This window comes from Thalassotalea coralli, from assembly GCF_055786205.1.
Genome location: NZ_JBVVBK010000009.1, coordinates 1 through 13,828, shown reverse-complemented (window position 1 = coordinate 13,828; position 13,828 = coordinate 1). Strand labels below are relative to the sequence as shown.

Below are 13,828 nucleotides of genomic sequence, written 5' to 3'. Positions count from 1 at the left end.
TAATCTAACCCTGTGTTATAGTATCGGCAAATTTATCCATTAGACGTCTATTCTATGCTTTTTGTTGTTTCGCCTGCTAAAAATCTCGATTATGAATCTGCTTTACCTACTAAAGAGTATTCTCAACCCGAATTACTCGAACATAGCCAGGTTTTGGTTGAACGCTGTCAGCAATTAACACCGGCTGATTTGTCTTCATTAATGGGAATTAGCGACAAACTAGCAGGGTTAAATGCAGCTAGGTTTGGTGAGTGGTCTCAGCCATTTTCACCCGATAATGCGCGCCCAGCGGTATTTGCCTTCAACGGAGATGTTTATACCGGACTAGATGCGTCAAGTTTAAGTGAAAACGATATTCTGTATGCTCAGGAAAACATGCGAATTCTTTCCGGCTTGTATGGTTTGTTAAAGCCATTGGATTTGATGCAGGCATATCGCTTAGAAATGGGGACTAAACTTGATAATGAGCGTGGGCCTAATCTTTATAAGTTTTGGGGCGACTTGATTACTGAAAAATTAAATCAGGTGCTAGCTGAGCAAGAATCTACGGTTCTTATTAATTTGGCATCAAATGAGTATTTTAAATCGGTAAACAAAAAGCTGTTAAATGCCGAGATAGTTACGCCAGCGTTTAAAGATTGGAAAAATGGTCAATATAAAATGATCAGCTTTTTCGCTAAAAAAGCTCGTGGCTTGATGGCTCGCTATATTATTGAAAATAAAATTGATAATGTTGAAAGTTTAAAACAATTTAATCTAGACGGTTACCGTTTTAATGCGGAGCTTTCCACTGATAAGGTGCCTGTTTTTACTCGTAACCAAGAGCAATAAGGCACGGTTAAAAGTTATACTCTAATCCCGCGTAATAATAGCGCCCATTAAAGCCAAAGGGCGCTGAACGTCTAGAATAAGTAAATACACCAGGGCTGGTGACGACATTATTCCCGCTGCTGTCGACGATAGTACCACCATGAGAATTCCCTATAGTGTTCTTGTCGGGGGTAGCATTAAACATATTGTTAATACCCAATATAAGCGATAAGCTAGGGTTTACGTCGTGTTCCACCCTAAAGTCCGTTAATATTTCTGGCTGATAGGTTTGTCTATCGCCGTCTAAAATCGTGTATTCACCGTAGCGGTTAATCGCGATATTGGCATGCCAATCTAACCATTTTATTTTTGACGTAAAGCTAACTCTGTCTTGTGGTTGCCATTCTTCAATAATTGAAATGTCCTGTTCATCAAAAACTTGGTCGAGTGTTAGGTGTTGCAACAAACCGTCAGTAGGGGGATGTTTCTCAATAACTTTGGTATCGGTAAAGTTTGCGGCGAAGTTAACGTGCCAGTACCCTTTTTGAAGTGGCTTCTTCCAAGAAGCAATAACGTCAAAACCGGTTGTTTTGGTGTCAACACCGTTAAAAAATACCTGTGCTTTATCAACGTTATTAATAGATAACTGTTCTGCGAGTATCGGATTAAACTCGGGGCAAAGTTTATTGCTAATAACAATGCGGTCGTCAATATGGATTTGATAATAGTCCATTGTTAATTGCCAACTTTCGTTAAAGTTAACAACGGCACCAAGACTTAAATTTCTAGACTGTTCTTCATGAATTTTGGGAAGTGCTACCGCTTGGGCTAATTCGCTATCATTCCTGAATGTGCCTACTTGCTCTGGTACTAGCTTATTCTTGTTGTCGACAATAAATTGTGTACTGGTGTTATTGAAATACAGCTGCTGCATTGACGGAGCTTTAAAACCTGAGCTTAATGAACCCCGTAACGATAAAACTTCAGTTACTTGCCAGTGGGATGCCAATTTATAATTTAATGTAGAGCCAAATGACTCATACTCGTCCCAACGTAATGCTGTTGTAACCGATAGCTCGTCTGTGAGGTCAGCGGTAATTTCTCCATAGGCAGATAACATATTTCGCGATTCATCGACTTGCTGCTCAAGTGATATACCTGGGAACCCCTGAATTCCGCCAAGTGCGTTACCATGCTCGTGTTGAAACTCAGCCGTCGAGTCATAGTCAAAATAGCTATACTGTTCGCCTGGCTTAACTTGGTAATTTTCTTGTCTAAATTCCATACCTAATGCTAACTCGAAGGTATCAAATGTCCGAAAAAAATCCATGTTAACCGTTTGTAATCCTAGAGAAAGTCCATATGCCTTAGCGCTATCAATAACCTTGTCTCTTGTTGTTTTTGCTGTTTGCTGCTGATGATAGTTAAGGTAGTTTGCGTAGGAAGCATTAAGGGAGTTTTCGGTTGTATACTCGATCGAATTTTTTCCAATACTGTAAGAAATATCAAAAGCGACTTCACTGAATATTTCCGTTTCGTAGCCGATAGTTAGCGAGATGTCATCAATAGAAGAGTGAATATAAGGTAAATAACCCGTTTGGCTAACAGGAGAACCATCACTTAAAATAGGGTTAGCTTGCTTATTGGAGTAATCTCGAAAAAAAGCAGCAGAGCGATTATCTCTGGTTGAAAGTAATGAAAATCCATAAATATTGCCATTAGCTAGCGCATATTCGCCATTTAATGCTAATGACATTTGTTCACTCTTAGGATCGCCGATTTCAAATAAATTTCTGTCTGCGTGTATTTCTTGAAAATTTGACGTTTGATATACGCCTTCATCCACTCGCTGACATTCTCGATAGAGACAAGAGCCTATTAAACCGGCCCTATCTGTCGGCTCATTGTAATCAAAAGCTATAGTGGTATTGATAAATCCGTTGTTGTTTAGGTGAAAAGTTGTGTTTACGCTTGCTGTAAAAGATTCTCCATCTCCTAGCTCATGCTGACCAAAGGCGGTTTTTACTTGGCTATTTTCCATGTTGCCTTTTAATACGATATTAATTACCCCGGCAATAGCATCTGAGCCATACTGAGCTGCTGCACCATCACGTAATATCTCGATACGTTCTATAGCTTCTACCGGGATAGTATTTAGATCAGCACCAGCTGTACCTCTTCCAACAGAGGTATTGATGTGAATTAGGCTTGCGTAATGTCGTCTTTTTCCATTGACAAGAATAAGTGTTTGGTCTGGTCCCAGTCCTCTTAATGTTGCTGGCTTTATTGCATCTGTGCCGTCACTAATAGACGAACTCGAATAGTTGAAAGATGGTGCTACCGCCTGCAACATCCGCCCTAGACTCGTTTGTCCTGACTCGATTAACATTTCACTAGAAATAATATCTACCGGCACGGGTAAGTCCATTAAGCTTCTTTGCAAGCCTCTTTTCCCAATAACAGATATTTTTTCTACTTCTTCTATCTGGTGAGATTGCTCAACTTGTGGTCGAACAGTAGGTTGCTCTGATTTTTTGCTAACAGACTCGGTAAATGTTGGATTTAACGTAACTTTTGCTTTGTTATCGTTGAGTAATTCAAACGTTAAACCTGTTCCTCTGAGCAAAACAGTTAAAGCTTGCTCTCTAGTGTAATAGCCAGAGACTTTATTAGTTAACGTGTTTTGCGTTAGTTGATATGAGTACAGTAAAGTTTGTTGACTTTGTTTACCGTAGAGTCCTAAAGAAACATTAGCAGGGAGCTGATCAATATCAAATAAATAAAGTTTTTCTGTCTTTGCCATTGCTACTTGTGAAAACAAAATAGAGGCAATCGTGAGAATTATGAATAAGTATTGCTTAATAAGTCTTAACTTTATTGATTTTATAATACGACTTTTTAGCATAAAGAAATGATTAAGTTAGCTAATATTAATTTTTGTACTCTCTAGTCAGTATATTACGAAAGGAAAATCGGGCAAGCCTTTTGAGCGATAAATTGAAAATTATCTGGTAAGTTGGATGTTGTTTGTTGCTTGATGGTTGTATTTAATATTGAAGTTTTGTTCAAGCGTATCAAGTAAACCGTCGATATCACCTGTTTTATATGTACCAGCCACGCGAATATTAGCCAAATGATGATCTAATATTTCAAATTGCACATTTGTGTAACGACTTACTTCTTTTAATACCTGTGATAGAGACTGTCCGTCAAACACTACCATGCCAGCCTGCCAAGCAAGTTCTTGTGAGATTTCTGCTTTACTTAACTGTTTAGTCATAATTTCACGGGTATTAACGACCTTAAGCTTTTCATTGGTATGAATAATTGCAGAAGAGTCTTTTTTATTTGTTTCGTTTTTAATCAGAGTTCTTAACGCTAGAGGATCATCGATGTTTTCGGTTACTAGGACTTCGCCTTCAGTAACTAAAAGTTCCATATCGAATTCATTCTGTTTTTCGATATTAAATATCGTGCCTAGAGCGGTAAAGCTTTTACTTCCTGATAATACGGTGAAAGGTCGGTTAATATCTCGAGATACATCAAACTCTGCTTCACCATAATCTAACCTGACCTGACGTAAGTTTGCGCTAAATTCTACGACCGCTTTACTATTGGTGTTGAGCGATAAGATTGAGCCATCCGGTAAGGTAATATCTTTGGTTTCGCCAACGCTGGTCATGTAAATGGTTGGTGCAGGAGCAAACTGGTTCTTCTGGATCCAGTGAGCGATAAGGTAAGTTGCCCAAGAAAGGCCTAAAGTACAGATTATTAACAACAGAACATATTTTCGTGTCCAGAAATTTGACTGGGACTCTACCGAAAAAACGCCGTTTAGCTCTTCTAATTCACTGATATTATCGAAGAATGTTGCAACACGGTAAATTGCTTGATGATGGGAAGGACTTTGGTTTATCCACGCTATAAGCTGAGGCTTTTCTTCCTCAGTTAAACCACGGTTCAACTTGCTAACCCAAGCACTAGCTTGTAATTTAACAGCGTCCTGAATAGTGTGGTGTGGCATCGATTAATAAGTCCCTATTAATATATTGTTGAGCGATTTTTAGCAAAAAAACATCTCATAACAATTGCGTATAAACATCAATGTAAAATAGTAGTGTTCCGATAATAACTATAGTACAAGAATTTAATTGGCGGTATTTTCACCGATCTTAAACTTTTGTGCAAGCCGATTCTGTCATTCAAGTACTATAGTTGTCAATTACCCTTTTTTAGCAAGTTTTTTGGTTTTCTTTTTCAATATTTTTTTTGCTTTAGCTTTTTTCATTGCAGCCGATTTTTTCACTTTCGGTTTTTTCATTGCAACTCTTGCTTCTTTGTGTTTTGGACGCAAGCTTTCAATGACTCTGCGAGGCAATTTTTCATCGGTATAACGTTCTATTTTTCCGACAACTGGCATATCGTGGGCTTCAACTAAAGAAATAGCCGTACCTTTATTTCCAGCTCGGCCTGTTCGGCCAATACGATGTAAGTAAATATCAGCTTTACGTGGAAGGTCAAAGTTGATGACGTGAGTAATGTCGTCAATGTCGATTCCTCTAGCAGCAACATCTGTAGCGACGAGAATATTAACTTTGCCGTGTCGTAAACGATTGATTGCTGAGTTTCGTTTATCTTGCGGCATTTCACCCTCTAGCCATGCACAAGGTAAATCTTCACCTGTTAGTTTGCCCGATAAATATTGAACGGTTTCTCGCTTATTACAAAAAACGACCGCGCGCTCTACTTCAGGTTGATTCAACAAATGAAGCAACAATGCTAATTTGTGTTGTTTATCATCTGCTAAGTGCAGCCATTGATGAATCTTAGCTTTTTCTTTACGCGATGGATTCGCCTCTAAAAAAACCGGTTCGTTTAAAATATCGCGCGAAAACTTTAATACCGCCGAGCCTTCTAAGGTTGCAGAAAACAACATGGTTTGTTTACGCCACCTAGCTTCACCAATAATGCGATTAATTGTTTCAGCAAAGCCCATATCTAGCATGCGATCTGCTTCGTCTAAAATTAGAATCTCAATTTCTCTCGCATCAAATTGTTCGTTGTCAATGTACTCCAACAAGCGGCCTGGGGTTGCGATTAGCATATCTGTGGTAGAGGTTAAAATTTCCTTATGGCTGCCGTAGTTAACACCACCGGTAATAACGCCTGTTTTAATTGGCGTTTCTTCTGTTAGGCTTTCATTGATGTCAAAAATTTGATTGGCAAGTTCTCTCGTTGGCGTTAGCACTAACACACGAGGAAACCCAGGTTTAGTTCTTGGGAAATCAAGTAAATGTTGAGCTGCTGGTAACAGAAAACTCGCTGTCTTTCCTGTTCCTGTTGGTGCAGACGCCAAAATATCTTTTCCACTCATCGCTTCAGGTAATACTAAAGATTGAATAGAAGTAGGTTTTTTATAGCCTGCGGCATTAATTCCTGCGAGTAGGGCAGAATCAAGGTCAAATTGCTCAAACATATTATAAAGCTCGTTTAAATTTGTGCGAATTATAGAGGTAATCTTAGGTTAAACCTAGCAAATGAAATAACTTTTAAGATTAACTTTCTAGGATTTCGGTTATCTCTTGGTCTAACTGCTTACACCAAGTTTCTATTCGTTGGTCGCTTAAGTCATATTGATTATCTTCATCAAGCGCTAGACCAACAAAGTGTTGTGTATCTTCTGTTAGTGCTTTCGATGCGGCAAATTCGTAGCCTTCATTTGGCCAAAAACCAATGACAAAACCACCTTGCGCGACGACTTTATCATGAAGCATACCTAAAGCATCTTGAAACCAGTCGGTATAGCCTATTTGATCACCCATACCGTACAACGCGACGACCTTTCCATTTAGGTCTATATTGTCTATATCGTCCCATTGGCTCTCCCAATCTTCTTGGATTTCACCATAATCCCAAGTTGAAATACCAAAAATGAGAAAATCAAAAGAGGCGACTTCAGATAGCGGTGTGTCTTTTAAATTAAAGAGTTGAACTTTGTCTTTTGAAATAACCTGCTGAATTTTTTCAGCCGCTATCTCGGTATAGCACGTAGTTGAACCGTAAAAAAGACCTATTTTCATTACTATCTCTTACACCTTTATATAGAAATTCTTAATGGACGTTATAATTGCGGCGCAAGTGTAACAGAGCATGGATTCAGTAGCTAGCGTAGTCGTTATTTTGCTTTTTATCGCTGAATTAAATGTAATAAAACGAGCGGATTTTCGGTCTTATTGTAATTAGGGAGCAGTGAGTAGTTTATTTCTGTCACAAGCAAGTGATACACTGCTAGAAATAGTTCAAATTAAGAATACATTAAAAGAGAATCATATGGCCAAGGAGCTTCTAATCACAGCTAAACGTATGTTATTTGCAAGTGCTTGTTTAATAGCAAGTGCAAACTTAGCTGCAAATGAGTCAACAATTCAAGCTAAAGAACATAAGGCGATTGTTAGTAAAATAAAATCAATGACCGGGTTAGAAGTACAAGCTATCAACCCAACTCCGCTAAATGATCTTTTAGAAGTGTTAACTAATCAAGGTATCTTTTACACGTCAAAGGATGGCAAGTATCTTTTTCAAGGAAAGCTTTACGATATTGAAGGCCAAGGCAAAAACTTAACTGAAGAAAGTTTAGCTAAAGTTCGCTTGGCGGGTATCGAAAAATTCCAAAAAGAAATGATCGTTTACCCTGCGAAAGATGAAAAGCATGTTGTGACCATTTTTACCGACATTACTTGTGGCTATTGCCGCCAATTACATCAACAAATGGATAAGTACAACGACCTAGGCATTACAGTTAGGTACATGGCTTATCCTCGAGCTGGTGTGATAGATCGAACAGGTAACTTTTCACAAGGCTTTAAAGATCTACGTTCTATATGGTGTAGTACTGACCCTGCAACAGCGTTAACTAAAGCGAAGCAAGGCGAAAAGGTTGTGCAACGAGAGTGTGATAAGCCTTTAGCTGACGGTTTTGACTTCGCCCAGCAAGTTGGTGTGAATTCTACGCCAGCAATATTGTTCGATAATGGCCTGCTATTGCCTGGCTATAGACAACCTCAAGATTTGATTAAAGTACTCGAAAGTCTTAAATCAGATAGCTAGTTCGTCCACCCAATACCAAATAGTATGAATAAAACCATTGTTCGTCGGCCAAAGGTCGACGACTCTTTCTTGCCCAGTAGTTTACATCCGGTATTAAAACAACTCTACGCCAGTAGAGGAGTCCTAACGGATAAAGAGCTGGCATTAAATTTAGAAAACCTTTGTCCCGTTTCGAGTTTGTCAGGTTTAGAACAAGCCTGTCAGCAGCTTTATCGGTCAATTTGTGCCGAAGAAAATATTTGTATTATTGGCGATTTTGATTGTGATGGCGCAACAAGTACTGCTGTCATGATTCAGTGTTTACGGCAGTTTGGTCAGCAAAACCTACAATATCTAGTGCCAAATCGTTTTGCGTATGGCTATGGCTTATCGCCTGAAATTGTCGAGCACGCTCATCGTCAAGGAGCACAATTACTGATTACAGTAGATAATGGCATCAGTTGTATAGCTGGCGTAGACAAAGCGAACGAATTAGGTATGAAAGTAATTGTTACTGATCATCACCTTCCTGGAAGTGAATTACCTAAAGCTACGGCGATTGTTAATCCTAACCAAGTCGATTGCCCGTTTGAAAGTAAATCCTTGGCAGGGGTCGGCGTTGCCTTTTATTTTATGTTGGCTATGCGCAAGTATTTGATTGAGCAGCAATGGTTTGAAAATCTAGGTATTGCGGCGCCTAATGTGGCTAATTGCCTAGATCTGGTCGCGCTTGGAACGGTGGCAGATGTTGTTAGCCTAGATAACAATAACCGTATTCTAGTTGAGCAAGGGTTAAGAAGGATCCGCGCAGGGCACACACGCCCAGGCATTCAAGCTCTCATCGAAGTAGCCAATAGAAAACAAGAAGAACTTGTTGCAAGTGACTTTGGCTTTGCTCTAGGGCCTAGATTAAATGCTGCTGGTCGTTTGGATGATATGACACATGGTATAGATTGTTTGCTAGCCCCTGATTTAATGACAGCGCGAGCGTTAGCAAGTGAGCTAGATGCATTAAATAAGTCACGCCGTGAAATAGAGCAGGGTATGCAAGCAGAAGCAGAACAAATATTTGCCAAATTAAATTTCGCACAAAACAGCTTGCCACATGCTATCGCCCTTTATAATGAAAATTGGCATCAAGGTGTAATAGGTATTGTCGCTGGTCGTATAAAAGAGAAGTATTATCGCCCAAGCATTGTTTTTGCTAAAGATGAAAATAGCAATATTATAAAGGGCTCCGCGCGCTCTATAGACGGTCTACATATACGTGACTTGTTAGAACATATCGATACCAAATTTCCTGACTTAATTATTAAGTATGGCGGCCATGCCATGGCGGCAGGATTGTCAATAGTTGAGCAAGATTTTGAAGCGTTTCAGCACGCATTTGAGCAAACTGCACAGCAGTGGCTCACCCCTGAAAAACTATCAGGAAAAATTGAAAGTGACGGTGCGTTACAAAGTCAGCACTTATCAATTGAATTCGCAAACTTATTAAAATCATCTGGGCCTTGGGGACAGCATTTTCCAGAGCCACTTTTTGATGATGAATTTGAACTTGTCCAGCAGCGTATCGTTGGTGAACGCCATTTAAAAGTTGTCGTCAGCAAAGACAGTAAACTATACGACGCCATTGCTTTTAATGTTGATGTTAAACAATGGCCCAATGCTGCTGCTACTAAGGTTCACTTAGCTTTTAGGCTTGATGTAAACGAATTTCGCGGCAACAAGTCTTTGCAATTTATTGTCGAAAATATTGAAGTGTCGAATTCCACCTATTAATGCGTTTATTTGGTAGAGTTTTTACGCTACAATGCGCGACTATTTTTTCACATAACCACATCACAATTCGCAAACGATGGAGCCCTAGTACCTGGTATGTTTGAAATCAATCCAGTATTGAATAAAGTCAAAGAAATTCGTGAACGTACGAGCTTATTGCGAGGCTACCTTGATTATGAGGTAAAAGCAGAGCGACTTGTCGAAGTTGTACGAGAGTTAGAATTACCAGATGTATGGAATGAACCTGAAAGGGCGCAAGCCTTAGGTAAAGAGCGTGCTGGTTTGGAAGCAGTCGTAGAGACTATTGTAAACCTAGAAAGTGGTTGTGATGATATTGAAGGATTAGTTGAGCTCGCCGTTGAAGAAGAAGATGAAGATACTTTTTTAGATGCGGAACAAGAAGTTGAGAGCCTAATACAAGATTTAGACAAATTAGAGTTTCGCCGGATGTTCTCGGGCGATAACGATGAAGCAGATTGCTATCTCGATATTCAGTCAGGATCTGGCGGCACTGAAGCACAGGACTGGGCAGAAATGCTCATGCGTATGTACTTGCGCTGGGGGGAAGCACACGGCTTTAAGACTGAAGTTATCGAAGTGTCAGATGGCGATGTTGCTGGGATCAAAGGTTGTACCATTAAATATTCTGGTGACTATGCATACGGTTGGTTGCGAACGGAGACTGGTGTTCATCGTTTAGTTCGCAAATCTCCATTTGACTCATCTGGCCGTCGACATACGTCGTTCGCATCGGCGTTTATTTACCCTGAAATTGATGACAATATCGAAATCGATATCAACCCTGCTGATTTGCGTATTGATACCTTTAGAGCTTCGGGTGCCGGTGGTCAGCACGTTAACAAAACTGACTCAGCGATTCGAATTACACACATCCCTACAGGTGCTGTGGTAGCTTGTCAGAATGATCGTTCTCAACACAAGAACAGAGCGACAGCGATGAAGCTATTAAAAGCTAAGCTATATGAGCTAGAGCTTAAAAAGCAAAATGAAAGTAAACAAGAATTGGAAGATGGTAAATCTGATATAGGTTGGGGTAGCCAAATTCGATCTTATGTTCTTGACGATAGTCGAATTAAAGACTTGCGAACAGGTGTTGAAAACCGAAACACGCAAGCTGTTTTGGATGGCGATTTAGACAAATTTATTGAAGCCAGTTTGAAATCTGGACTTTAATTCGAATAACAAACAACTATTTAATCTAATTTTGATGTTGCGGCTATCGTTATAGCAGACTATGCTCGCGACATTGAATAATGTAAACCAGACTGACATTTTGTCAGGTAAAAGTAAGCCAACAATTGAGAAATCAAATGACAGAGCAAATTCAAGACGAAAACAAATTGATTGCCGAACGTCGCGGCAAATTAGCGCAGATTCGAGAAAACTGTTCGGCCAATGGCCACCCTAACAAGTTTGAACGAAAACACTATGCAGCTGATTTACAAGCTGCACATGGCGATAAAGACAAAGAAACGCTTGAAGCTGAAACTTCAAAATACAGCATTGCTGGTCGTGTTATGGCTAAACGTGGACCATTTTTAGTATTACAAGATATGACTGGACGTATTCAGTCTTATGCTGACAAAAATGTGCAAAAAGAGATTAAAGCTAAGTGGGGTGTTTTGGATATCGGTGACATCGTTGGTGTTACAGGTACGCTTCACAAGTCTGGTAAAGGCGATTTATACGTTAATATGGAAGAGTACCAATTATTAACGAAATCATTGCGTCCACTTCCTGAAAAATTCCATGGCCTACAAGATACTGAAACTAAGTATCGTCAGCGCTATGTAGATCTAATTATTAATGAAGAAACACGCAACACCTTTAAAGTTCGTTCGAAAATCGTTGAGTCTATCCGTCGCTTCTTAGCTGAACGTGACTACATGGAAGTTGAAACGCCAATGCTACAAACTATTCCAGGTGGCGCAACGGCTAAGCCGTTTGTTACTCATCACAATGCGTTAGATGTTGAAATGTTCATGCGAATAGCACCAGAACTTTATTTGAAGCGTTTAGTTGTAGGTGGCTTTGAACGTGTATTTGAAATCAACCGTAATTTCCGTAACGAAGGATTGTCTACAAGACATAATCCTGAATTCACTATGATTGAATTCTACCAAGCGTATGCTACGTATCACGATCTTATGGATTTAACGGAAGAAATGTTACGTACTGTTGCTGAAGAAGTGTTAGGCACAAGCGTTGTTCGAAATACAGTGAAAAATGCTGAAGGCGAAGTGGTAGAAGAAAAGTTTTACGACTTTGGTAAGCCGTTTGTGCGTTTATCTATGGTTGATGCCATCGTTAAGTACGCAGAAGATGGCGTAGTAACAGCAGAAGACGAAGCAGCTCTTCGCGATCCAGAAAACAACTTTGATGCTATCAAAGCCTTAGCTAAGAAAGTGCACGTTAAAGAAGGTGATGCGGCAAAAGTTTGGGGTCCAGGTAAATACATTTGTGAAATCTTTGAAGAAGTTGCAGAGCACTTACTTGATCAACCAACTTTTATCACAGAATACCCTTGGGAAGTTTCACCATTAGCACGTCGTAATGATGAAAACCCGTTCATCACTGATCGCTTTGAGTTCTTCGTAGGTGGTCGTGAATTAGCAAATGGCTTCTCAGAGCTTAATGATGCTGAAGACCAAGCTGAGCGCTTCCGTAAGCAAGTAGAAGAGAAAGATGCTGGTGATGACGAAGCTATGCATTTTGATGATGATTATATTCGAGCACTGGAGCATGGCTTACCGCCAACAGCTGGTGAAGGTATAGGTATTGATAGATTGGTCATGCTATTTACTGATTCACCAACGATAAAAGACGTTATTTTATTCCCGCATATGCGTCCGTTGGCAGAATAGTAAGTATTAATCACTAACTAAAAAATCCGCATTGATACTCGTCAATGCGGATTTTTTGTTTTAGCGGCACGGAAAATTAGATTCTTATTACTCTTTTAATAAAGTTAATTTATTCCTAAGTAATCTGGAATATGAATATTCTCGTAGTATAACTAGAGAGCATAGGTACAGGTGTTAACTACCAGTTAATGTAATTTTGATTAGCTATTAAGATTACAATTAATTTCAAAAAATCAAGAAATTTAACTGTAACATACGTCTTTCCTTGCTAAAATGTAACTAATTGGTATGGAATTGCCACGATAGAAAATGTGAGATGTTATACATTTGTCTAATTTAGCAAGATGCTGTTTAGAATCAACAAGGTATTAATATTAATCATTTTGTGGAAATGGGGCTAAGTGCCAATTGATGTACTAAATTTATAACTAGCAGAATTTAGTGATCCCGTTAAAAGAAATTAAGGAATGTAGGAATGTTAATATTAACCCGAAGAGTTGGAGAAACTTTGATGATCGGTGATGACGTTACGGTCACTGTTCTTGGCGTTAAAGGTAATCAGGTAAGAATAGGCGTTAATGCGCCGAAAGAAGTTTCTGTTCATCGTGAAGAAATTTATATGCGAATACAGTCTGAAAAAGGTGACTCAGCACCAACAGGCGGCAATTTTTAATTTCCCTCATGAAGAAAACCGGCATTAGCCGGTTTTTTTATCTTCAAAATTTTATAAACTATTTCGCGACTAAGCGCTGAATATAGTCCATAAATGTTCGATATTTACGCTAGTTGCATGTTTTCTCGGCAAACAAAAATAAAACGTAAAAAATCGTTTGACTTATTTTTTTTATCCATTAATATTCGCACCCACTGGTGAGATGGCCGAGAGGCTGAAGGCGCTCCCCTGCTAAGGGAGTATACAGTTTGTAGCTGTATCGAGGGTTCGAATCCCTCTCTCACCGCCATTCTTTCTTTAAGAACGGCAAGACTGAAATGGACGCGTAGCTCAGCTGGATAGAGTACCTGGCTACGAACCAGGCGGTCGCAGGTTCGACTCCTGCCGCGTCCGCCACCTTCTTTAGGTGGATAAATATAAAAGGGCAACTACACTTAGCAAGTAGTTACAAAAATCTCTAACTCGGGATTTAAAACAACGATTGACCGCGGACGCGTAGCTCAGCTGGATAGAGTACCTGGCTACGAACCAGGCGGTCGCAGGTTCGACTCCTGCCGCGTCCGCCACTATTTGAGAAACCAGCCGTAAGGCT

General features: G+C 39.6%; 10 protein-coding genes and 3 tRNA genes. 9 read left to right on the top strand and 4 right to left on the bottom strand.

Annotated features, from left to right (window positions below):
• Positions 1–54: 54 nt before the first annotated feature.
• Entirely contained in the window at positions 55–831 is a 777-nt protein-coding gene (yaaA, locus tag ACOB80_RS19155) for a peroxide stress protein YaaA (protein WP_473167482.1), read from the top strand.
• 7 nt (positions 832–838) lie between these two features.
• On the opposite strand, the gene ACOB80_RS19150 is transcribed toward yaaA, so the two are convergent.
• The 4 genes from ACOB80_RS19150 to fldB form a co-directional block, all read right to left on the bottom strand.
• On the bottom strand, positions 839–3,613 hold the full coding sequence (locus ACOB80_RS19150) for a TonB-dependent receptor domain-containing protein (protein ID WP_473167481.1): 2,775 nt from the start codon (positions 3,611–3,613) through the stop codon (positions 839–841).
• A gap of 201 nt (positions 3,614–3,814) precedes the next feature.
• Complete coding sequence (locus tag ACOB80_RS19145) at positions 3,815–4,834, bottom strand: FecR family protein (protein WP_473167480.1); 1,020 nt, start codon at positions 4,832–4,834, stop codon at positions 3,815–3,817.
• 198 nt (positions 4,835–5,032) lie between these two features.
• A complete protein-coding gene (gene srmB, locus ACOB80_RS19140) occupies positions 5,033–6,286 on the bottom strand; it encodes an ATP-dependent RNA helicase SrmB (RefSeq protein WP_473167479.1) in 1,254 nt (417 codons plus the stop codon).
• A gap of 79 nt (positions 6,287–6,365) precedes the next feature.
• Positions 6,366–6,890, bottom strand: coding sequence for a flavodoxin FldB (fldB, locus tag ACOB80_RS19135; RefSeq protein WP_473167478.1), 525 nt, complete (start codon positions 6,888–6,890; stop codon positions 6,366–6,368).
• 169 nt (positions 6,891–7,059) lie between these two features.
• Between fldB and dsbC the strand changes: the two genes are divergently transcribed.
• From dsbC to ACOB80_RS19095, 8 genes are all read left to right on the top strand, one after another.
• Positions 7,060–7,917: a bifunctional protein-disulfide isomerase/oxidoreductase DsbC gene (gene dsbC / locus ACOB80_RS19130; RefSeq protein ID WP_473167477.1), complete on the top strand. Its 858-nt coding sequence runs from the start codon at positions 7,060–7,062 to the stop codon at positions 7,915–7,917.
• 24 nt (positions 7,918–7,941) lie between these two features.
• Positions 7,942–9,678: a single-stranded-DNA-specific exonuclease RecJ gene (gene recJ / locus ACOB80_RS19125; protein ID WP_473167476.1), complete on the top strand. Its 1,737-nt coding sequence runs from the start codon at positions 7,942–7,944 to the stop codon at positions 9,676–9,678.
• 96 nt (positions 9,679–9,774) lie between these two features.
• Entirely contained in the window at positions 9,775–10,872 is a 1,098-nt protein-coding gene (gene prfB, locus ACOB80_RS19120) for a peptide chain release factor 2 (protein WP_473167475.1), read from the top strand.
• Between the two features lie 137 nt (positions 10,873–11,009).
• The gene (lysS, locus tag ACOB80_RS19115; protein WP_473167474.1) at positions 11,010–12,563 is read left to right on the top strand and encodes a lysine--tRNA ligase; all 1,554 of its coding nucleotides are present in this window, start codon (positions 11,010–11,012) and stop codon (positions 12,561–12,563) included.
• Between the two features lie 475 nt (positions 12,564–13,038).
• On the top strand, positions 13,039–13,236 hold the full coding sequence (gene csrA, locus ACOB80_RS19110; RefSeq protein ID WP_473167473.1) for a carbon storage regulator CsrA: 198 nt from the start codon (positions 13,039–13,041) through the stop codon (positions 13,234–13,236).
• 196 nt (positions 13,237–13,432) lie between these two features.
• Positions 13,433–13,525 (top strand) — tRNA-Ser (locus tag ACOB80_RS19105).
• A 30-nt stretch (positions 13,526–13,555) separates the two neighbouring features.
• A tRNA-Arg gene (locus ACOB80_RS19100) sits at positions 13,556–13,632 on the top strand.
• A 93-nt stretch (positions 13,633–13,725) separates the two neighbouring features.
• Positions 13,726–13,802 (top strand) — tRNA-Arg (locus ACOB80_RS19095).
• Positions 13,803–13,828: the final 26 nt, after the last annotated feature.